Origin of the sequence: Streptomyces sp. CC228A (genome assembly GCF_021390935.1) — a bacterium.
Classification (GTDB): domain Bacteria; phylum Actinomycetota; class Actinomycetes; order Streptomycetales; family Streptomycetaceae; genus Streptomyces.
In genome coordinates this window covers 759,307-779,380 of sequence record NZ_JAJPUI010000001.1, presented here as the reverse complement: position 1 = coordinate 779,380, position 20,074 = coordinate 759,307, and the positions used below count along the sequence as shown (strand labels likewise).

General features: G+C 76.2%; 13 protein-coding genes and 1 pseudogene. 7 read left to right on the top strand and 7 right to left on the bottom strand.

Annotation, left to right across the window (positions count from 1 at the left end; genetic code table 11):
• The first annotated feature begins 8 nt into the window (after nucleotides 1-8).
• Together L6E17_RS03475 and L6E17_RS03470 are read left to right on the top strand one after the other, a co-directional pair.
• The gene (locus tag L6E17_RS03475; protein WP_236239268.1) at nucleotides 9-812 is read left to right on the top strand and encodes a DUF1684 domain-containing protein; all 804 of its coding nucleotides are present in this window, start codon (nucleotides 9-11) and stop codon (nucleotides 810-812) included.
• A 531-nt stretch (nucleotides 813-1,343) separates the two neighbouring features.
• Nucleotides 1,344-2,432, top strand: a complete 1,089-nt coding sequence (locus L6E17_RS03470; protein WP_236239637.1) for a S1 family peptidase — start codon at nucleotides 1,344-1,346, stop codon at nucleotides 2,430-2,432.
• Nucleotides 2,433-2,616: 184 nt separating this feature from the next.
• On the opposite strand, the gene L6E17_RS03465 is transcribed toward L6E17_RS03470, so the two are convergent.
• On the bottom strand, nucleotides 2,617-3,636 hold the full coding sequence (locus tag L6E17_RS03465; RefSeq protein WP_236239267.1) for a DUF3533 domain-containing protein: 1,020 nt from the start codon (nucleotides 3,634-3,636) through the stop codon (nucleotides 2,617-2,619).
• A gap of 178 nt (nucleotides 3,637-3,814) precedes the next feature.
• Between L6E17_RS03465 and L6E17_RS03460 the strand changes: the two genes are divergently transcribed.
• A complete protein-coding gene (locus L6E17_RS03460) occupies nucleotides 3,815-7,294 on the top strand; it encodes a DNA polymerase III subunit alpha (protein WP_236239636.1) in 3,480 nt (1,159 codons plus the stop codon).
• A 5-nt stretch (nucleotides 7,295-7,299) separates the two neighbouring features.
• A complete protein-coding gene (locus tag L6E17_RS03455) occupies nucleotides 7,300-8,283 on the top strand; it encodes a hypothetical protein (protein WP_374109000.1) in 984 nt (327 codons plus the stop codon).
• Between the two features lie 132 nt (nucleotides 8,284-8,415).
• On the opposite strand, the gene L6E17_RS03450 is transcribed toward L6E17_RS03455, so the two are convergent.
• A complete protein-coding gene (locus tag L6E17_RS03450; protein WP_236239265.1) occupies nucleotides 8,416-9,630 on the bottom strand; it encodes a serine protease in 1,215 nt (404 codons plus the stop codon).
• A 969-nt stretch (nucleotides 9,631-10,599) separates the two neighbouring features.
• On the opposite strand from L6E17_RS03450, the gene L6E17_RS03445 reads away from it, so the two are divergent.
• Complete coding sequence (locus tag L6E17_RS03445) at nucleotides 10,600-11,478, top strand: triacylglycerol lipase (protein WP_236239264.1); 879 nt, start codon at nucleotides 10,600-10,602, stop codon at nucleotides 11,476-11,478.
• Between the two features lie 41 nt (nucleotides 11,479-11,519).
• Here L6E17_RS03445 and L6E17_RS03440 read toward each other — a convergent pair.
• From L6E17_RS03440 to L6E17_RS03430, 3 genes and pseudogenes are all read right to left on the bottom strand, one after another.
• Nucleotides 11,520-12,562: pseudogene (locus L6E17_RS03440) on the bottom strand (lytic polysaccharide monooxygenase).
• 396 nt (nucleotides 12,563-12,958) lie between these two features.
• Nucleotides 12,959-13,438 (bottom strand): DUF402 domain-containing protein, encoded by a 480-nt coding sequence (locus tag L6E17_RS03435; protein ID WP_236239263.1) that lies wholly within the window; start codon nucleotides 13,436-13,438, stop codon nucleotides 12,959-12,961.
• The gene (locus L6E17_RS03430) at nucleotides 13,419-14,342 is read right to left on the bottom strand and encodes a GNAT family N-acetyltransferase (protein ID WP_236239262.1); all 924 of its coding nucleotides are present in this window, start codon (nucleotides 14,340-14,342) and stop codon (nucleotides 13,419-13,421) included. The genes L6E17_RS03435 and L6E17_RS03430 overlap by 20 nt, the downstream gene beginning before the upstream one ends.
• Before the next feature lie 70 nt (nucleotides 14,343-14,412).
• On the opposite strand from L6E17_RS03430, the gene L6E17_RS03425 reads away from it, so the two are divergent.
• Nucleotides 14,413-14,787: a GntR family transcriptional regulator gene (locus L6E17_RS03425; RefSeq protein ID WP_236239261.1), complete on the top strand. Its 375-nt coding sequence runs from the start codon at nucleotides 14,413-14,415 to the stop codon at nucleotides 14,785-14,787.
• Between the two features lie 322 nt (nucleotides 14,788-15,109).
• Here the strand turns inward: L6E17_RS03425 and L6E17_RS03420 are convergent, their stop codons facing one another.
• Nucleotides 15,110-16,201 (bottom strand): DUF5925 domain-containing protein, encoded by a 1,092-nt coding sequence (locus L6E17_RS03420; RefSeq protein ID WP_236239260.1) that lies wholly within the window; start codon nucleotides 16,199-16,201, stop codon nucleotides 15,110-15,112.
• 475 nt (nucleotides 16,202-16,676) lie between these two features.
• Here L6E17_RS03420 and L6E17_RS03415 point away from each other — a divergent pair, with 475 nt between their 5' ends.
• Complete coding sequence (locus L6E17_RS03415) at nucleotides 16,677-17,486, top strand: SGNH/GDSL hydrolase family protein (RefSeq protein ID WP_236239259.1); 810 nt, start codon at nucleotides 16,677-16,679, stop codon at nucleotides 17,484-17,486.
• A 32-nt stretch (nucleotides 17,487-17,518) separates the two neighbouring features.
• Here L6E17_RS03415 and L6E17_RS31345 read toward each other — a convergent pair whose 3' ends face one another.
• On the bottom strand, nucleotides 17,519-19,903 hold the full coding sequence (locus L6E17_RS31345) for a serine/threonine-protein kinase (protein ID WP_374108999.1): 2,385 nt from the start codon (nucleotides 19,901-19,903) through the stop codon (nucleotides 17,519-17,521).
• Nucleotides 19,904-20,074 lie beyond the last annotated feature (171 nt).

The window sequence follows — 20,074 nt, the reverse complement described above, 5'->3', positions numbered from 1 at the left end:
TGTCCGATATGAGGAGTTCAGTCACTGACGGCGACCCGCGGAGCGACTGGGAGAGCTGGCACGGGGAACGCGTCACCCGGGTCGCGGAGCCCCACGGCCCGCTCTCCCTGACCGGCACCCACTGGCTCGCCGACCACCCCGACGGCCGCCTGCCCGCCGTGCCCGGCAGGTGGCGGGCCGACGGCGGCGCGGTGCTGCTGAGCGCCGCCCCCGAGGACGGCCTCTCCCTCGACGGCGCGCCGTTCACGGGCGAGGTCCGCCTCACCGCCGACCGCGTGCCCGTCGACCGGTCCCGGGTCGCCTGCGGGGGGCGGCGGCTCGTCGTGATGAGCCGTGAGGGGCAGTGGGCGGTCCGCGACTTCGACCCGGACGCCCCGGCCCGCCACGTCTTCACGGGCATCGAGGCCACCCCGTACGACCCGCGCTGGGCCGTGCCGGGGCGCTACCGGCCGTACGGGGAGGTGCGGGCGATCCGGGTGGAGAACGCCGACGGGCGGGAGCGCGGACTGCACCTGTCCGGCGAGCTGGCCTTCACCCTGGAGGGCGCCGGGCACACCCTCCAGGTCGCCGAGGAGGACGACGGCGCCCTGTGGGCGGTCTTCGCCGACGCCACCAGCGGCCAGGCCAGCTACCGCTTCCGCTTCCTGCGGCCCGCGCCGCCCGCCGCCGACGGCTCCGTGACCGTCGACTTCAACCGCGCGCTGCTGCCGCCGTGCGCCTTCGCCGCCCACTTCATCTGCCCCTTCCCGCCGCCGGGCAACACCCTCCCCGTCGCCGTCGCCGCGGGGGAGCGCCAGGTGCTCGCGGGCTGACGGGCGCAGGCCGGCGGCCACGGCGGGCCGTCCGCGCGGGCAGCGGGCGGCCCCGTCCCGGCCTGCGCGGGGCGGGGCCCGCCGGTGGCCGGGAGTCGAGCCCGCCCCTCGTCGCGGGCCGCGGCGGCAGCCGCCCCGCAGGAACGCCCGCTGCCCCCGGGCGCGCGGCCGGCAGCCGCGGAGGCCGCTGCCCCGGCCGCAGGGGACGGGGCAGCGGATCGGCCCACGGGACGCGCACGGGTCTGCCAAGGTGACGCCCAGTCACTTGGTGACTCCGACAGGGGCGGTGGAAACAAGACAGGACTAGTCCTCACGCGCCGCACACCCGGCCACTGCGCCGAGTGTTCGCAGTCGGAACCGAACAGCGGTGACCAGGGGTAGCCCCCTTCCCGGCGGACGCCCGGTGCGCCTCGTGCGCCCGTCCTGAAGTCGACCTTGTGTGCGCCCCGTTGGCCTCGGAATAGTGGGCGATCCATCCTCCGTGCCAGGGCACCCCACGCGCCCGGGCACGGCCCCCACAGGAGGTCGATGTTGAAGCACCGACGCATATCCACGCGCCGTGCGGCCGCCGCGGGCGGAGCCGTGGTGGCTCTGCTGGGCGCGGCGATCACGTTCCAGACTGCGAACGCCAGTGAGGACGCCCCGCGGTTCGAGGCGCGGACCCTCACCGCGGGCGCGGCCGGAAAGCTCGCCTCGTCACTCGGCGAGCGGCTCGGTGACGCGGACACCGCGGGCGCCTGGTACGACAGTGCGTCCCGCACCCTCGTCGTGAACGTGGTCGACGAGGACGCCGCCCAGGCCGTGCGCCGCGCCGGCGGCCAGGCCCGGATGGTCGAGTACTCCCTCGCCGAACTGAAGGGCGCCCGCGGCACCCTGAAGGAGCGGGCCACCATGCCCGGCACCTCGTGGGCCGTCGACCCGCGCACCAACAAGGTCGTGGTCACCGCCGACAGCACCGTCAAGGGCGCGGCCTGGAAGAAGCTCACCGGAGTCGTCGCCGAGCTCGGTTCCAAGGCGGAGGTCAAGCGCGCCGAGGGCGTGTTCACCCCGTTCGGCGCGGGCGGCGACGCCATCCTCACCGGCGGCAGCCGCTGCTCCCTGGGCTTCAACGTGCTCAGGAACGGGCAGCCCCACTTCCTCACCGCAGGCCACTGCGGCGCCGCCGGCAGCCGGTGGTCCGAGAGCGGGGGCCGCGCACCCGTCGGCACGATGGTCGACTCCCGGTTCCCCGGCGACGACTTCGCCCTCGTCCGCTACGACCGGGACGTCGCACGCCCCAGCGCCGTCAACCTCTACAACGGCACCGGGCAGCGGATCACCGGCGCCGCCGAGGCCGCCGTGGGCATGCAGGTGGTCCGCAGCGGCTCCACCACCCAGGTCCACGACGGCGTCGTCACCGGCCTCGACGCGACCGTCAACTACGGCAACGGCCAGATCGTGGAGGGGCTCATCCAGACCACCGTCTGCGCCGAGCCCGGCGACAGCGGCGGCTCCCTCTTCTCCGGCGACCAGGCCGTCGGCCTCACCTCCGGAGGCAGCGGCGACTGCACCTCCGGCGGTGTGACGTTCTTCCAGCCCGTCACCGAGGCCCTTGCGGCGTACGGCGCGGCCATCGGCTGACCCCGGGGACGCACCCGGCACCCGGCCCCGACGCTCACTCCTGCTACGGGGCGGGGGGCAGGAAGGCGCCCCGGAGGCGTCAGGGGCGGGGCCCGTACGGTGGACCACCGTACGGGCCCCGCCCCTCAGTCACGTCGGCGGGTGGGTGCGGGCGGCCCGCCGGGCGCGGCCGCCGGGGGGCGGGTCACGAGCCGACCGCCCTGCCGGGGATGCCGGGCCGCCGCACCGACGACACGACCAGGGTCACCACCGTGCCCACGACCGCCCAGATCGCCAGCACCTGGAGGGACCCCGAGACCGCGTTCCCGTCGAAGTAGGCGAGGGAGCGGGCCGCCCACGTGCCCGCGCCCGGCGGCAGGGCGGGGCCGATCGCCTGCCAGAAGTCCGGCAGCATCGGCCCGGGGAAGACGCCGCCCGCGCTCGGGTTGCCGGCGATCACGATCAGCAGCACGGCCAGCCCGATCCCGACGATGCCGGTGAGCGACTGGAGCGCCAGGGTGGCCGCCCCGACCGCGAACACCACCAGTGCGCCGAGGCCCCACAGGGCGGCCAGGCTCCCGGGCAGGGCGTCCAGGACCGGGTCGACGAGGAGGGCGCCGCCCAGCCCGCCGAGGACCGCCGAGAGCGCGAGGACGGCCAGCCGGATGACCGCGCGCGGGACGTTGGCGGGCCGCGCGCCGGCGCTGACCGCCAGGGCGGACGCCAGCAGGTAGCCGCCCACGCACCACCCCACCACCAGGTAGAACGAGGTCAGGCCGTTGAAGTCCTGGCGGGAGGCCGGGGCCAGGTCCACGGTCCGCACGGTGCGCCCCTGGGCCCGTTCCGCCCGGGTGACGATCTGCTCCAGGGTGGTGGCCATGGCCTTGCCGCCGCCGGAGGCGACCAGCAGGGTGTCGGTGGTGCCCGCCGGGTCGACGACCAGCGCGCCGTAGACCTTCCGGTGCGCGACCTGGGACCTGGCCTCCGCCGCGTCGCTCAGGGTGCGCGGGTCCAGCGGGTCGCCGGGCAGCCGCTCCAGCCGCGCGGCGGCCTGCTCGGCGGCCGCTCCCGGGGCCGCGACACCGAACGGCACGTCCTTCGGCTTCGGGTCGTGCAGGGCGCCCACGTAGGACGCGATGAACAGCAGCTGGAGCGCCAGGACGCCGAGGACCAGCAGCGCGGCCCGGGGCGTGACGGCACCACGGAGTTCGGAAGCGAACGTCATGGTGCCACGCTCCGGGGTGCACCCCGTTTGTGCAGGTGGGAGGGGTCCGAATGGCTGAGGGCGGGGGAGCGGGGCCGCGCGGCCGGGCCATGCGCAACGGAGTCGTACATCCGTTCGAACTTGGTCTATGGTGGGGAGCAGGGGGGTGGTGAGGTTCGGATCGACTCAGGAGGTGCGGGTGCCGCCGTTCACGCATCTGCACACCGTCTCCGGCTTCTCCCTGCGCTACGGGGCCTCGCACCCGGAGGCGCTGGCGGCGCGCGTCGCCGAGCGGGGCATGGACGCCGTCGCCCTGACCGACCGCGACACCGTCGCGGGGGCGGTCAGGTTCGCCCAGGCGTGCGCACGGGAAGGCGTCCGCCCCCTGTTCGGCGCCGACCTCGCCCTCGGGCCGCGGCCCGAGGCGGGCACCCGGCCCACCGAACGCCGCCGCACCCCCGTGCGCGGCGGCGCCTTCGTCGACGAGTCGGCGCCCCGCGCCGTCTACCTCGCCCGCTCCCGGCGCGGCTGGGCCGCCCTGTGCCGGATGGTCGGCGCCGCCCACGCCGACCGGCCCGGCCGCCAGGCCGGTGCGCCCGCCCTGCTGCCCTGGGACGACAACCACGGCGAGGACCTGACCGTCCTGCTCGGACCCGCCTCCGACGTCGGCCGCGCCCTGGCCGAGGGCCGCCCCGACCGCGCCGCCCGGCTCCTCGCCCCCTGGCGCGAGCGGTACGGCGGCGCACTGCGCCTGGAGGTCGTCCACCACGGCCGCACCGGCACCGGCCCCGGCTCGCTGCGGCACGCCGCCCGCACCCTCGGGTTCGCCGCCGACCAGGGTGTACGCCCCGTCCTGAGCAACGCCGTGCGGTACGCCGACCCCGGCCAGGGGCCGGTCGCCGACGTCCTGGACGCGGCCCGCCGCCTCGTCCCCATCGACCCGGCCAAGGGCCTGGACGGCGGCGAGCGGTGGCTCAAGGACCCCGCCGCCATGGCCGCCGTCGCCGAGCGGGTCGCCGAGGCCGCGGGGCAGCGCCGCGACACCGCCCACCGGCTGCTCGCCCTCACCGAGGAGACCGCCGCCGCCTGCCTGGTCGACCCCGAGGACGACCTCGGCATCGGCACCGTCCACTTCCCCGAGCCGCACCTCGTCGGCGCCGGCCGCCGCACCGCCGAGCGCGTGCTGCGCTCCCGCTGCGCTGCCGGCATGGTGCTGCGCGGCCTCGACGGGAAGCGGGAGTACTGGGCCAGGCTGGACGACGAGCTGCGCACCGTCGAGCGGCTGGGCTTCGCCACGTACTTCCTCACCGTCGCCCAGGTCGTCGACGACATCCGGGGCATGGGCATCAGGGTCGCCGCGCGCGGCTCCGGCGCCGGCTCCCTCGTCAACCACCTGCTCGGCATTGCCCACGCCGACCCCGTCGAGCAGGACCTGCTGATGGAGCGGTTCCTGTCGGTGCGGCGGCCCGCCCTGCCCGACATCGACATCGACGTGGAGTCCGCCCGCCGCCTGGAGGTCTACCGCGCGATCCTGGACCGCTTCGGTCCCGAGCGGGTCGCCGCCGTCGCCATGCCCGAGACCTACCGGGTCCGCCACGCCGTACGGGACGTGGGCGCCGCCCTGTCCATGGACCCGGCCGACATCGACCGGATCGCCAAGTCGTTCCCGCACATCCGCGCCCGGGACGCCCGCGCCGCCCTGGACGAGCTGCCCGAGCTGCGGGAGCTCGCCGGCGAGCGGGAGCGGTACGGCAGGCTGTGGGAGCTGGTCGAGGCGCTGGACGCGCTGCCGCGCGGCGTCGCCATGCACCCGTGCGGGGTGCTCCTCTCCGACGCCTCCCTGCTCTCCCGCACCCCCGTGGTGCCCACCAGCGGCGAAGGCTTCCCCATGGCGCAGTTCGACAAGGACGACGTGGAGGCGCTCGGCCTGCTCAAGCTCGACGTCCTCGGGGTGCGCATGCAGTCCGCGATGGCCCACGCCGTCGCGGAGATCGCCCGCACGACGGGGGAGCGGATCGACCTCGACGACCCGGCGCAGGTCAGGCCGGGCGACCCGGCGACGTACCGGCTCATCCGGTCCGCCGAGACGCTCGGCTGCTTCCAGATCGAGTCGCCGGGCCAGCGCGACCTGGTCGGGCGGCTCCAGCCGGCCACCTTCCACGACCTGGTCGTGGACATCTCCCTCTTCCGGCCCGGTCCCGTGGCCGCCGACATGGTCCGCCCGTTCATCGCCGCCCGCCACGGCCGCGCCCCCGTCCGCTACCCGCATCCGGACCTGGAGGAGGCGCTGCGCGAGACGTACGGGGTCGTGGTGTTCCACGAGCAGATCATCAAGATCCTCGACATCATGACCGGCTGCGGACGGGAGGAGGCCGACGCGGTGCGGCGCGGGCTGTCCGACCCGGAGTCGCAGGGGCGCATCAAGGCGTGGTTCGCGCGGCAGGCGCAGCGCAAGGGGTACGCGGACGACGTGGTCGCGCGCACCTGGGAGATCGTGGAGGCGTTCGGCTCGTACGGCTTCTGCAAGGCGCACGCGGTGGCGTTCGCCGTGCCGACCTACCAGTCGGCCTGGCTGAAGGCGCACCACCCGGCCGCCTTCTACGCCGGGCTGCTCACGCACGACCCGGGCATGTACCCGAAGCGGCTGCTGCTGGCGGACGCGCGGCGCCAGGGGGTGCCGGTGCTGCCGGTGGACGTGAACCGGTCGGGAGCCGCACACCGTATCGAACTGGTGTCTGAGGGGGCATCCGCTTCACCCCTTTCCTCCCGGATGTGGGGGCTGCGGCTCGCCCTGGCCGACGTCCACGGCATCAGCGAGGCCGAAGCCGCCCGCATCGAGGCGGGGCAGCCCTACGCCTCCCTGCTCGACTTCTGGGAGCGGGCCCGCCCGAGCCGGCCCGTCGCCGAACGGCTCGCCCAGGTCGGCGGCCTCGACGCGTTCGGCGCCAACCGCCGCGACCTGCTGCTCCACCTCGCCGAACTGCACCGCGTCCAGCGCGGCGCCGGCTCGTACGGCGACCAGCTGCCGCTCGCCGGCGGCCGCAGGTCCGCCCCCCTCGGCCTCCCCGACCTGACCGACGCCGAACGGCTCAGCGCCGAGCTCGGCGTGCTGTCCATGGACGCCTCCCGCAACCTGATGACCGACCACCACGCCTTCCTGGAGGAGCTCGGCGTCGTCACGGCACGGCAGCTCCGGGCGACGGCGAACGGCCGGACCGTGCTGGTCGCGGGAGCCAAGGCCGCCACCCAGACCCCGCCCATCCGCTCCGGCAAACGCGTCGTCTTCACCACCCTCGACGACGGCACCGGCCTGGTCGACCTCGCCTTCTTCGACGACAGCCACGAGCGGTGCGCCCACACCGTCTTCCACTCCTGGCTGCTGCTGGTCCGCGGCACCGTGCAGCGGCGCGGCCCGCGCAGCCTCAGCGTGGTCGGGTCGGCCGCCTGGAACCTGGCCGAACTCGTCGAACTGCGCCGGGAAGGCGGGCTCGACGCGGTCGCCGCCCGGCTGGCCGAGCCCGGCCCCGGCACCACCGCACGGCCGAACGGCGACGACCGCCGGATCACCATGCCCACCGGGTACGCGATGCACCCCTGGGCCGACCTGCGCCCGGCGGGCGGGGCGGGCGCGGCACCCGGGCGCAAGCTGTGGCACCAGAGCCAGGGGAGCGCGGGATGAGCGGCATGGTCCTCTCCGTGCGCTTCCGGACGGAGCAGGCACGCGAAGACGGCGGGCCCGCCGGGGCGGAGGCGCTGCTGCCGCACCTCCTCGGGCTCCTGGGCGCGTTCACCCCGCTCGTGCAGGCCGACCCGCCGGACGCGGCACTCGCCGACCTGCGCGGCGCCGTACGGTACTTCGGGCGGGGGCCCGCCGAACTGGCCGCCGTCATCCGGGTCCGGGCGCTCGCCCTGTACGGCGTGGACTGCGCCATCGGCGCCGGGCCCAACCCCCTGCTGGCCCGCATGGCGGCGCGGCGGGCGCGGCCCGGCACGACCCTGGTGGTCGACGACCCGGAGGAGTTCCTGCGCGACCAGCCGGTGGGCGCGCTCGACGGCGTCGGCAGGAGCACCGCCCGCACCCTGGTCGCCTACGGGCTCGACACGGCGGGCCGGGTCGCGGACACCCCGCTCGCCGTGCTGCAGCGGATCCTCGGCGCCCGCGCGGGGCGCGACCTGTGGGAGCGGGCGCGGGGCGTCGACCGCACGCAGGTCGTCCCGGACGCCGCGGCCCGCTCGGTCGCCGCGGAACGGTCCTTCCCGCGCGACGAGCTCGACCGGGACCGGCAGCGCCGCGCACTGCTCTCCCTGGCGCAGGAACTGGGCGCCCGCATGCGGTCCGAGGCCCAGGTGTGCCGCGCGCTGACGCTCACCGTGCGGTACGCCGACCGGTCCGCCACCACCAGGACCCGCACCCTGCGCGAACCGACCGCGCACTCCGCGGCCCTCACCGCGGCCGTGTACGCCCTGCACGACGGGCTCGCCCTCCAGCGGGCCCGGGTGCGCGGCGTCACCCTGCGCGCCGAAGGGCTCCTGCCGGCCGAACAGGCCGCCCACCAGCTGTCGTTCGACCCGGCCGACGAGAAGGCCAGGAAGCTGGAGGAGGTCGCGGACCGGGCCCGGGCGCGGTTCGGCCCTGACGCGATCAAGCCGGGGTCACTCGCGGCCTAGTACGGCCACCGCCTTCGCCCCGCCGGCGGGGCGGATGGGGTGGTGTGCGGCTGCTGCGGGCCTGGTGCTGCTTGCTGCGTCGCCGTCGGGACCCGTGCAGGAGGGGGCCGACGGCGCCGGCGGCGGTGACCGTCAGACTCCGGGGGTGACGGACTGGGCCGCCTCGAAGGCCGCCTTCTCCTGGTCGCCGAAGTGGGTCCCGGCCATGTAGGGGCTGGGGGCGCGGGACTCGGCTTCGGCGATCAGGTCGAGTCCGCCGCTGGCGGACTGGGCGAAGTGCGACGTGACGCCCGCCAGGATGCCCTCACCGGTGGCCGGGTCGAAGTCCTTGAACCAGGGGCCGCCGCTGGAGCCGGGGCTGAACTGCGTCTTCATCAGGTCGCTGTTGGTCTCCCGCCACCACTCGCGGTTGATCCAGGACGGTCCCTGGCTGAACAGCAGGGAGCGCCCGTCGTAGATGCGCTGCTGCGCTGCGGGGACGTTGTTGGCGTTCGGGGCCCCGTCGATCACGGCTGCGCCGGTGCCGGAGAAGTTGGGGCCGCTGTGGCTCTTGAAGTTGGCGACGGGGTAGCCGAAGTTGGTACGGGGCGTCTTGCGGGCCTGGTGGAAGCCGATCGGCTGGCCCCCGCCCACGACCTCTTCGACCGGTCGGTCGTCGGCCGGGTTGTCCACGACCATCGCGGCCATGTCGTTGTTGTTGAGGTGGTTGGCCTGGGCCGCCCAGCCCTCGGTCCACCACGCGCGGGTCACCGCCCACACGCCGTAGGGCGCCACGTCGGGGCCGATCGCGGGGCCCTGGTCCAGGTCGGTGCCCGGCGCGACGCGTGGCAGGTTCTCGCCCCGGAAGCCGGGGATGAACAGCGCGTTCGTCGCGACCTGGTTGAGGTCCAGCGGGGTGTTCAGGCCCCAGTTGACGCGCAGGCAGTGGGCCGCGGTGACCACGACGCTCTTGTTCCGGCTCTTGACCACCGTGGCGGTGCAGGCCGCGAGGCCGTCGGTGGCGCTCGCGCCGTCGGCGTTGCGCATCCGCATCACCAGCTTGCCCGCCGTCCGGGTGATCTTCCCGCCCCCGGTCCAGGGGCGGGCGGTGTCGTCCCATCCGGCCGCCGGAGCGGATGCTTCGGATCCGTCGCCGTTGAGCGCGGCGGCCGACAGCCGGTTCAGGTTCCAGTGGTCGACCTGCCGCTGGAGCCCGGCCCGGTAGTCGGCGCCGGGCGGGACGAGGCGGAGCTCCGCGGGCCCGGCGGCCTGCGCAGCGGGGGCGCCGCCCATGGCGGTGGCCGCGACGGCGGCCAGCGCGACGGCCAGTACGGGTAACCGCCGGCGGACCGACTCGCGCAAGGTCATGGTGCACTCCTCATCGGACGATGGGTTCCGGTGCCCCCGGGCGATGCCGCGGCTCCGCCCCGTACGCGGACCGGGGGTGTCCTGTGCCGGGCGGTGCCCGACGGCGCCGACCGCGTCCCCGGGCACCCTTGTGCGGGCACTCTAAGCGCAGACCGGGTACGCATCTGCTCCGAACTCGCTGACTATGGCGCATAGTCGGCGCCGCACGGGCCGCGGTCGCGGCGCGGCCCGTGCCGGACGCCGCGCATCCGCCGGGCGGGCGGGCGGCCGCCGCCATTGCCGGGCGCGGCGCACCGCAGGGTCCGCGCGCTGGGGTCCGTACGCTCCGAGGGCCTGAGCCCTCGGACGGCTGCGGCCCCGGCACCACCGCCCCGGCGTACCTCCACCGCACCCGGCGTCCCTGCCGACGCACCCGGCCCGCCGTCCGCCGTTCGCCGTCCGCCGGGCGGTCGGCGGGTGCGGGACGCGCAGGGGGAAGGGCTCGGACGGTCCCGGGGCGGCCTGCCCTGCAAGGTCCACGCGTGGGCGAAGGCGGCTACCGCCCCTCGGCCCTCCTCGCCCCCGGCCGGTGGGGCGACGCGCCACGGATGACCTCGAACACCCCCGCGTTTCCCGCCCGCAGGGGCAGTCGCCCCGGACCCGGCCGGACCGCCTGGGCGGCACGGCGCACCGCTCACGCCGCGACCGCCGCTCCCGGCGAGGACGCCGCGGATCAAGCACCCCGTCCCCGGACCGGAGGACGCACCGCACGCCACCCGGCCCGCGCCGCGCGAACGACACCCGCTAGCAGAGGCCGGAGCGAGCGCAGCACATTTTACCGACGCGTAACTTCCCACCTGGCGCTACCCGTACGTAACTTGGCCTGAAGCGCGGCCTGCCCCGCCGCGCCGACATCCCCCTTCATCAGTGGTCCGGGCCGCTGGGGCGTACCGCCATCGCCCATTCCTTGAGCCGCAAGGAGACTACTCGATGCTGCCCCCACGCATACGATCACGCGCCCACCGCGCGTCCAGAGCCCTCGTCGTCCTGCTGCTGGCGCTCGCCGCCACCCTGCTCCCGACCGGTACCGCCCAGGCGGCGGCCGGGCCGTCCTCGGGCTGGAACGACTACACCTGCCGCCCGTCCGCCGCCCACCCGCGCCCCGTCGTCCTCGTCCACGGCACCCTCGGCAACTCCGTCGACAACTGGCTCGGCCTCGCGCCCTACCTGGTGCACCGCGGCTACTGCGTCTTCTCCCTCGACTACGGCCAGCTGCCCGGCGTGCCGTTCTTCCACGGCCTCGGCCCCATCGACAAGTCCGCCGAGCAGCTCGACGCGTACGTCGACCGGGTCCTCGACGCCACCGGCGCCGCCGAGGTCGACATCGTCGGGCACTCGCAGGGCGGCATGATGCCCCGCTACTACCTCAAGTTCCTCGGCGGCGCCGACCACGTGAACGCCCTCGTCGGCATCGCGCCCGACAACCACGGCACGACCCTGTCGGGCCTGACCAGACTGCTGCCGTTCTTCCCGGGCGCAGAGCGGTGGCTCACCGAGAAGACCCCCGCCCTGACCGACCAGATCGCCGGCTCGCCCTTCATGCAGAAGCTCAACGAGGGCGGCGACACCGTGCCGGGCGTCCGCTACCACGTCATCGTCACCAAGTACGACCAGGTGGTCACGCCCTACACCTCCGGCTACCTCAGCGGGCCGAACGTCACCAACGTCCGCATCCAGGACAAGTGCGCCCTGGACTTCTCCGAGCACCTGGCCATCGGCCTGATGGACCGCATCACCTTCCACGAGGTGGCGAACGCCCTGGACCCGGCGCGCGCCACCCCGACGACCTGCGCGTCCGTGCTCGGCTAGCGCGGCACGGCCCGGGCCGTGACGACCCGGGCCGTGCCTGCTCAGGCGGAGTTGCGGCGGCGGGCCGCGCCGAACACCAGGGCCGCGCCCGCCGCCAGCACCACGGCACCGCCGACGGCGACGTACGCGGTCGCGTCCGAGCCGCCGGTCTCGGCCAGGTTCTGTCCGGCGGGGCGGGGCCGCCGGCCGGGGCAGCCGCCTCGGAGGCGGCCCCCGCCGCGCTCGCCACGGGGGAGGGCGCCGTCCCGGCGCTCTTGGGCTCGGGCGCGTTGCCCGCCTCCGGTGCCTGCCCGCCCGGCTCCTCGCCCCCGCCCTGGCCCCCGGCCTTCCCGTGCCCCTCGTGCTCCCCGGGCTCGTCGCCGCCGTGCCCGCCGTGGCTGACCGTCGACTTGTCGGCGTTCTCCGCGATCTGCTCGTCCGTCGGTGCGGACGCCGCGGGACCCGGCTCCGCCGCACCGCCGAAGACCACGTCGGAGCAGGTGTAGAAGGCCTCGGGGGAGTCCGAGCGCTGCCACACCGAGTAGAGCAGGTGGCGCCCGGACCGCTCCGGGACCGTGCCCTCGATGACGTACGCCCCGTTCTCCAGCTTCGGGTCGGTGGCCGTGGCGAACGGCTTGTCCTCCAGGTCCGCCCAGGTCAGCGGCTTGGACGGGTCGTACCCCGCCTTGGTCAGGTACAGCGCGAACGAACCCCGGTGCGGCGCGGTCGCCTTGTACCGGAAGGTGTGGCTGCCCGCCTTGAGAGGGCTGGCCGGCCAGTCCGCGCGCGGCAGGTCGAGCCCCTGGTACTTGTCGCGGCCCGCGCTGCACAGCTTCCCGTCCGGGATGAGCTGCCGGTGGCGTCCGGCGGCGTCGCCGATGTTGACCTCGTTCCAGTCGTAGAACGCCTGGGTGCCGCTCGCCGCGACCGCCGCCTTGCAGGCGTCGGACTTCGGGCTCTCCGGCCCTTCGGCGTGGCACGCGGCCACCCGGCTGACCGGGTCGGTCATCGAACCGTGCGCGGCGGCGGGGGAGGCGGTCGCGACCAGCAGGAGCGGCACGGCGGCGCACGCGAGCGCGGCGGCCCCGTTGCGGAGTTCGGGCATGGGGATCTCCTTCGGCGAAGCGGATGTGGGGGGTGGGGACCCGGCCCCCGGGGGACGGCCCGGGGCGGACGACCGGGGCGGACGGGATGCCCGGCGCGGCCCCCCGACAGCGCCGGGGACCACCGCCACCGCGCCCCGGTGATCAGCAAACTAGCCTCTCGAATCCGCCACTTGACCCGCATGGAGCGCCGGGAGGCGATCCTTATGATCCGCTTAAGGCGACGCTAAGAGCCCGCTCAGGAAGCGGCACGCGGCGCGGGCGCCGTCCGTCCCTGCGCAGCGGTGCCTCCCGTCGCCGCGGTCCGCCTCGTGCCGTGCTGTGCGGCTCCCCCACGGCTCCCCGGGGAGCCCACCGCCGGCATCCCGGGGCCGGCCCCGGCCGGCGCCGCCGGACCCCTACCGCAGGTCGCCGCCGCTGCGGGCCGTCCTTTCCAGCGCGTCCAGCGCCTCCCGCGCCCGGGCGGCGGCCTGCGGGTCGCGGTCCGCGAGGCCGCTCGCCTCGAACTCGTCCTCGTCCAGGCGCAGCACCAGGCTCCGGTCCGCCGAGACCCACAGGTCGAGGTCCAGGTCCTCCACGACCACCTCGCCCGCGGTCACCGCCGCCGGCCGGGTGATGTCGCAGTACCAGCCCTTCAGCGTCCCGTCCGCGGCCCGCACCTCCTTCACCGAGTACCAGCGGTCCCGCCGGTAGTGCTCCGTGAACACGTCACCCGGCTCGAACCGCACGAACCCGAAGTCCCGGACCCCGCCGCCCGCCCACGCGGCGCGGACCGTCACCACCGCACCGTCGTCGGAGAGCAGCTCCGCCGGGTAGCGGATCTTGACGCGGCCCGCCTTGACGAGGACCACCTCCACCTCAGCCGAGTGCCCGGCCATACCGCACCTCCGCCCCGCAAGGCTCGTAGCCGAACCGGGAGTTGACGGCCAGCATCGGGCCGTTGCCGTCGTCGTTGCAGGTGAACGCCTCCGTGCAGCCCGCCGCGCGGGCACGGCGCAGCGAGTCCGCCTTCACCAGCTTCGCCAGCCCCCGGCCGCGGTACGCCCGCAGTGTGCCGGTCATCCCCGACAGGTAGCGCCCCCGCCCGTCGGTGTGGGCGGCGGTGAAGGCCGCGACCCGGCCGTCGACCACGGCCACAGTGGACAGCGCGCGGTCCAGAAGCGGATTGCGCCACGTGTGCCGCAGCCACTCCTCGTAGTCGTCGAACTCCTCGGGCACGTCCGACGGTTCGTCCGCCGTCGCCTCCGCGTCCGCCTCGAACAGCGGCCGCGGGTCGGCCGCGAAGTCCGCCGTAGTGCCCAGCGCGACACCCGGCGGCAGCTCCTCCGGCGGCTCCGGCAGGTCGGCCCCCGCCAGGTCGAGCCGCTGGAAGCGCGACGAGCGGCCCCGGCGGTAGCCGCGCCGCTCGGCGAACGCCCGGTGCTCCGGCTGGTCCAGCACCCAGGCGTGCAGGACCGCGGCGCCCTCCGCGGCCAGGTGGTCCTCCGCCACCCGCAGCAGCAGACCGCCCGCGCCCCGTCCCCGGTGCGCCGGGTGCACCATCGGCGAGGCGAACGCCCTGCCGGGCTCGGGGCTGTCGTGGGCGATGCCCGCGTGCGACGCCCCGACGACCTCCCCGTCCCGCTCGGCGACCAGCAGCCGGTGCCGCCGCGCCGCGGGCGCGTTCCGCACCTGTGCGTGCAGCGACTCGGGTGTCTCCACGAGGAACGGCAGCACCGCCCGCCGCACTTCGACGACGCGTGGCAGGTCCTCGGGGCGTGCGTCCCGCACGATCACAGTCATGGCGGGGCACGCTACGGGAGACGGCCGAGCGGCGCCCGCCATTTTGGCCGGTTGCGGGAGAATCGGGTACGTGAACCTGAAGATCGCCCTTGACCCGGACTCGGCGACCGCGCCGTTCGAACAGCTCCGCGCCCAGATCGCCGAACAGGCCCGCACCGGTCGGCTGCCCGTCGGCGGCAAGCTCCCCACCGTGCGGGCCCTGGCCCAGGAACTGGGCCTGGCGGTGAACACGGTGGCGAAGGCCTACCGCGTGCTGGAGGCGGACGGGGTGGTGGAGACCCGGGGCCGGGCCGGCACGTTCGTCGCCGCGGCGGGGGACGCCGCGGAGCGCCGCGCGGCAGCCGCGGCCGCCGCGTACGCCGCCGAGGCGGACCGGCTGGGCCTCACCCGCGCCCAGGCGCAGTCCGCGATCACGGAGGCGCTCCGCGCGACGTACGGGGCCTGACGGCCGCCGCGCCGGACGCGCCCGCCGGCCCCGGCGCTGGGGCCCACTCCCGCGCCGCAACCTGCCGCCGCCGCACACCGTCCCGTGCCGCCGCCACGGGCACCGCCGTTGTGCCGCCACGGGCGCCGCCGTCCCGCGCCGCCGCGCACCGTCCGCGCTGCCGCCACGGGCACCGCCGTCCCGCGTCGCCGCCACGGGCACCGCCGTCCGGCGCGGGTCGGTGTCCGCGGGACGGGCCGCCGGGCGCGCTGCTCACCGCTACCGGCCGTGGGCGGTGCGGGCCGTCTCCGCAGCCACCGGCCGTCGGTGGTGCGGGCGGCCCCTACAGGTACAGGCCGCCGGCGGTCCGGCGGGGCTCCGGCAGGGACAGCGGGGACACCCCGCGGCGCAGGGCGTACAGCTCCGCGAGCGTCGCCCCGTCGGGGCCGACGCCCTCCTCGCTGCCCAGCCAGGCCACCGCCTCCGCGCGGTCCAGCGGCCCCACCTCCACCCGTGCCAGGCACCGCCCGGGCCGCACCACCGCCGGGTGCAGCCGCTCCAGGTCCTCGTTGGTGGTGACACCGACGAGGACGTTGCGGCCCTGTCCGAGCAGCCCGTCCGTCAGGTTCAGCAGACGGGACAGCGCCTGGCCGGCCGCCTCCTTCGCCTCGCCGCGGATCAGCTCGTCGCAGTCCTCCAGCAGCAGCAGTCTCCACCGGCCCTTTCCGGACTCCTCCTCCTCGCCGATCGCGATGTCCATCAGATAGCCGATGTCCGAGAACAGCCGCTCGGGGTCCAGCACGCAGTCCACCTGGCACCAGTCGCGCCACGCCCGTGCCAGGGTGCGCAGCGCCGACGTCTTGCCGGTGCCGGGCGGGCCGTGCAGGAGCAGCAGGCGGCCCGCGATGTCGTCCGGCGTGGTCTCCATCAGCCGGTCCAGCGCGTGTGCCACCGGCGCCGTGTAGTTGTGCCGCACCTCCTCCCACGTCCCCGCCGAGATCTGCCGGGTCGTGCGGTGCGGGCCGCGCCGCGGCGACAGGTACCAGAAGCCCATGGCCACGTCGTCCGGTTGGGGTTCCGGCTCGTCCACGGCGCCGTCGGTGGCCGCCGCCAGGATCCGGAGGGCCAGGTCCTCGTCGACCGCCGTGACGGTGATGTCCGCGCCCCGGTTCCAGCGGGACACCAGCAGGGTCCAGCCGTCCCCCTCGGCGAGCACCGCGTTGCGGCTGTCACCGTGGGTCGCGCGCAGCACCGTGGCGCCTGACGGGAGGAGCGATGCACCGGACTTGACGCGGTCGATCGAGCGGCTGCGCGCGTACGGCTGCTCCCCGGTCGTGAAGCGGCCGAGGAACAGCGCGTCCAGCACGTCCGAGGGCGAGTCGTTGTCGTCGACGGTGAGCCTGATCGGCAGGGCGTCCTGAGGATTGGCTGGCATGCGCCCATGATCCGGCACACCCGCCGCCACCGCACCGGTTTTTGCCACCCGGTGGTCCGGGCCCGCGGCAGCGCGCCCGACGCGCGGGTGCGGCACACCGCGGCGTCCCCGGCTGGTGAGCGCCCGGCCGGCCGCGTGGAACCGCCCGACCGCACGGCGGCGACCAGGCGCCGGCGCTCGTCGGGCGTCCTGTGGGGGCGGAAGCCGGCGACAGCCGCTCTCGGCGGCCTCTTCGCCGTCGTACGAACGGTGCGGCAGCCGACGGCACTTGTCGCCCCGTGTGACGCACGGGTGTGCCGTGCATTCCGTACGTGAAGCGGAGAGTCGGGGCGAAAGGGGCTCCCGGCGGGTGGCCCGCGGTGGGCCGCGTGCCCCCAACGGAGTGAATTCGGTGCGGACACGTGTCATGTGTATTGGCATGGACACGGCGGCGCGCTACGACAGGTGAGGCCGCATCCTGCCGAAGGGACCCCCCATGAAGACCTCCCGCACAGCAGCGCTCCTGTCCTCGCTCCTCCTCGGCGCCGCCCTCGCCCTCACCGGGGCCGGCGCCGCGCACGCGGACTCCTCCGCCGCCGCGGTCGACTACGTGGCGCTCGGCGACTCCTACTCGTCCGGCGTCGGCGCCGGCAACTACGACAGCTCCAGCGGCTCCTGCAAGCGCACCCAGCGCGCGTACCCCGCCCTGTGGGCGGCGGCCAACGCCCCGTCCTCGTTCGCGTTCACCGCCTGCTCGGGCGCCCGCACCACCGACGTGACGGCCAACCAGCTCGGCCCGCTCAACAGCGGCACCGACCTCGTCTCCCTCACCGTGGGCGGCAACGACGCCGGGTTCGCCGACGTGATGACCACCTGCGTCCTGAATTCGGAGGCCACCTGCATCGCCCGGGTCAACGAGGCCAAGAACTACGTCGACACGACCCTCCCCGGCCGGCTCGACACCACCTACTCCGCCATCCGCTCCAAGGCCCCCTCCGCCCACGTCGTCGTCCTCGGCTACCCCCGCTTCTACAAGCTGAACGGCACCTGCGTCGCGGGCCTCACCGAGAACGAGCGGCGCGCCATCAACGGCGGCGCCGACCACCTCAACGCCGCCCTCGCCAAGCGGGCCGCCGACCACGGCTTCACCTTCGCGGACGTCGTCCCGGCCTTCACCGGGCACGAGATCTGCTCCGGCGCGTCCTGGCTGCACAGCGTCAACTGGCTGAACATCGGCGAGTCCTACCACCCCACCGCCACCGGCCAGTCCGGCGGCTACCTGCCGGTGTTCCGCAACGCCGCGTAAGGACCGGCGTACGGCGCCGGGGCGGCGGTGCCCTACGAGGCACCGGCCGCGCCGGCGACCGGACCGCCCGATAGCTCCTCCGGCGGGTCGTCGGGGGCCCCGGCTCCCGACGACCCGCCCTCGCCTCCGCTCGCCGCACCGCCGTCCGAACCGCCGGCGGTGCCGCCGCCGTACAGGTCGCCGGACTGCCCGGTGCCCCCGTCCGAGCCGCTCGCGCCGGACGCGCCTCCCCGGCGGACGACGCGTCCCCGCCCGTGCTCCCGCTGCCCGCCCCGTTGGTCGTCCCGCCGTCGGCCGTCCCGCTGCCCGGCCCGCCGGTCGTGCCGCCATCGGTCGCCCAGCCACCGGTCGTGCCGCCGCCGGTCGTGCCGCCGTCCGCGGCGCCGCCGCCCGTCGCGGTGGCGCCGGTGGCCGCGCCCGCCGCCGTGCCGCCCGCCCGGCAGGTCACCGTGAACCCGGCCCAATCGGAGTGGACGTGCGAGGGGCTGCGCACCTCCAGCCGTATCCGGTCCCGGTGCGTACCGCCCTCCCGGTGCGTCCGCTCCGTGTGGGCGACCTGCACCCGCGCCCGCTCGCCGTGCGCGGAGCCCACGTGCACGGTCCGCCAGTGCGCGCCCCCTCGCCGCTCTCCGCCACCCAGCGGTAGACCAGCGACGCGGGGCCGCGGCCCACCGTGACCGCGGCCGTGAAGTGCGGGGCCTGCTCCGCGGACGGCGGGCACTCCCCGTGGTACGCGTCCCGTACGGTCCGCAGGGCCACGTCCACCGGCCGCGCCGCCGGACCGGGGAGCCCCCGGTCCCGCCGCCGTCGGTACCCCCGGCCGAGCCTCCCCGCCCACCCCGCCGCCGGTGCCCGCGGCGGGAGCGGTGGCCGCACCGGTGCCCGTGGCGGCCCCGGAGGCCCCGGCCGTCCCCGCGGGCGGTGTGGCCGAACCGTTGCCCGCCGGGGCCGCGGAGGGCGCCGGCCCGTCCGCCTGCCCTCCGCCGTCGGCGGCACCGCGATCCGTCCACGGGGACACCAGGACGGCCAGTACCAGCACGAGGACCGCCCCGGCGGCCGCCGGTACGGCCACCCGCCGGTCCCACCGCCGCTGCTCCCCGCCGCCTGCACGGGGCCCGGAGCCCCCTGCCCCCGGTGGCCCGCTCCGCCGCCTCCACCGCGGGGTCCGGGCCCCGAGGCGCCGCCTCCCGGGCCCCGTACGCCGTTCCCGCCCCGGGCCCCCGTCGCCCCGCCGTCCACCCCGCCGGGGCGGATGCCGCCGCCGGCGGGGTCGGTGCCGCTCCCGTCCGCCGCGCCGCCGGGCCGCGTCCGCCCGCCCGTGCGGCCGGACGCCCTCCGGCCGTGCGTGCCGGTCCCGCCGCCCATGCCGGCACCGCTCTGACCGCCGCAGCCGCTCCCCCGGCCGGCACCGCTGCCGAGCCCGGCCCCGCCGTCCGTGCCGCCCTGCTCGGCCCACCCTCCCGCACCGCGCGTCCCCGTACCGCCTCCGCCCGCGCCGCCGCGTAGGCCGCCGCCCGTGCCGGTGCCCGGCCCGCTGTCAGGTCCGCCGCCGTCCGCGCCGCCGGGCGCCTCCGCGTCCTCCGGGAGGCCGTCGGGCACGGGCCCGGGGACGTACGGGAGGGTGGGTCCGGTGCTGCCCGGGGAGCGGGCGCCGGGCGGGCGGCGGTCCCCGCGGCGGCGGCTTCCAGGAGCCCGGCCGCCGCTTCGGGCGCCAGCCGCTCGTCCGGGTCCTTGCGCAGCAGCCCCTCGACGACCTCCGCGAGCGGCCCCGCACACCGCGGCGGCGGCGCCGGGTCGTCCACCACCGCCCGCAGCGTGCCCAGCACCGTGTCGCGCCGGAACGGCGTCCCGCCCTCCACCGCGGCGTACAGCAGCACCCCCAGCGACCACAGGTCCGAGGCGGGCCCCGTCGCCCGCCCCATGGCCCGCTCGGGCGCCAGGTACTCCGGCGACCCCACGAGCTCGCCCGTCACCGTGAGCTGCGGGGACCCCGCCACCAGGGCTATGCCGAAGTCGGTCAGCACGACCCGGCCGTCGTTGCCCAGCATCACGTTGCCGGGCTTGACGTCCCGGTGCAGCACGCCCGCCGCGTGCGCGGCGCGCAGCGCGGCCAGCACCTCCGCCCCGATCCGGGCGGCGCGGCGCGGCGGCAGCGGGCCCTCCGCCTGGAGCGCATCGGCCAGGGTGAGTCCCCGCACCAGCTCCATGACGATCCACGGGCGGCCGTCCTCCGCGGCCACGTCGTGCACCGTCACCACGTTGCGCTGGGCGATCCGCGCGGTGGCCCACGCCTCCCGCTCCAGTCGGGCGTACAGCCGCCGCACGTCCGCCGCGCCGAGGCCGGCCGGGGCCCGCACCTCCTTCACCGCGACCTCGCGGCCCAGCACCTCGTCGCGGGCGCGCCACACCACGCCCATCCCGCCTTCGCCCAGCGGACCGAGCAGTCGGTAACGCCCCGCCACCAGCCGTGCCGCTCCCGGTCCTTCGCTCACCGCGGGTCCCCCTTCGCGTCCGCCGCCGACCACGATCCGGCTACGAGGAGAGTGTCCAACTCACCCTGGAATCAGACATATTCGGAGAGTAACTGT

Coding starts and splice junctions, on each gene's coding strand:
- L6E17_RS03430 (WP_236239262.1), bottom strand. CDS start 14,342: ATGACTGTGATCGTGCGGGACGCACGCCCCGAGGACCTGCCACGCGTC.
- L6E17_RS31345 (WP_374108999.1), bottom strand. CDS start 19,903: ATGGGCGTGGTGTGGCGCGCCCGCGACGAGGTGCTGGGCCGCGAGGTC.
- L6E17_RS03450 (WP_236239265.1), bottom strand. CDS start 9,630: ATGACCTTGCGCGAGTCGGTCCGCCGGCGGTTACCCGTACTGGCCGTC.
- L6E17_RS03435 (WP_236239263.1), bottom strand. CDS start 13,438: ATGGCCGGGCACTCGGCTGAGGTGGAGGTGGTCCTCGTCAAGGCGGGC.
- L6E17_RS03455 (WP_374109000.1), top strand. CDS start 7,300: ATGGTCCTCTCCGTGCGCTTCCGGACGGAGCAGGCACGCGAAGACGGC.
- L6E17_RS03465 (WP_236239267.1), bottom strand. CDS start 3,636: ATGACGTTCGCTTCCGAACTCCGTGGTGCCGTCACGCCCCGGGCCGCG.
- L6E17_RS03415 (WP_236239259.1), top strand. CDS start 16,677: ATGAAGACCTCCCGCACAGCAGCGCTCCTGTCCTCGCTCCTCCTCGGC.
- L6E17_RS03475 (WP_236239268.1), top strand. CDS start 9: ATGAGGAGTTCAGTCACTGACGGCGACCCGCGGAGCGACTGGGAGAGC.
- L6E17_RS03445 (WP_236239264.1), top strand. CDS start 10,600: ATGCTGCCCCCACGCATACGATCACGCGCCCACCGCGCGTCCAGAGCC.
- L6E17_RS03420 (WP_236239260.1), bottom strand. CDS start 16,201: ATGCCAGCCAATCCTCAGGACGCCCTGCCGATCAGGCTCACCGTCGAC.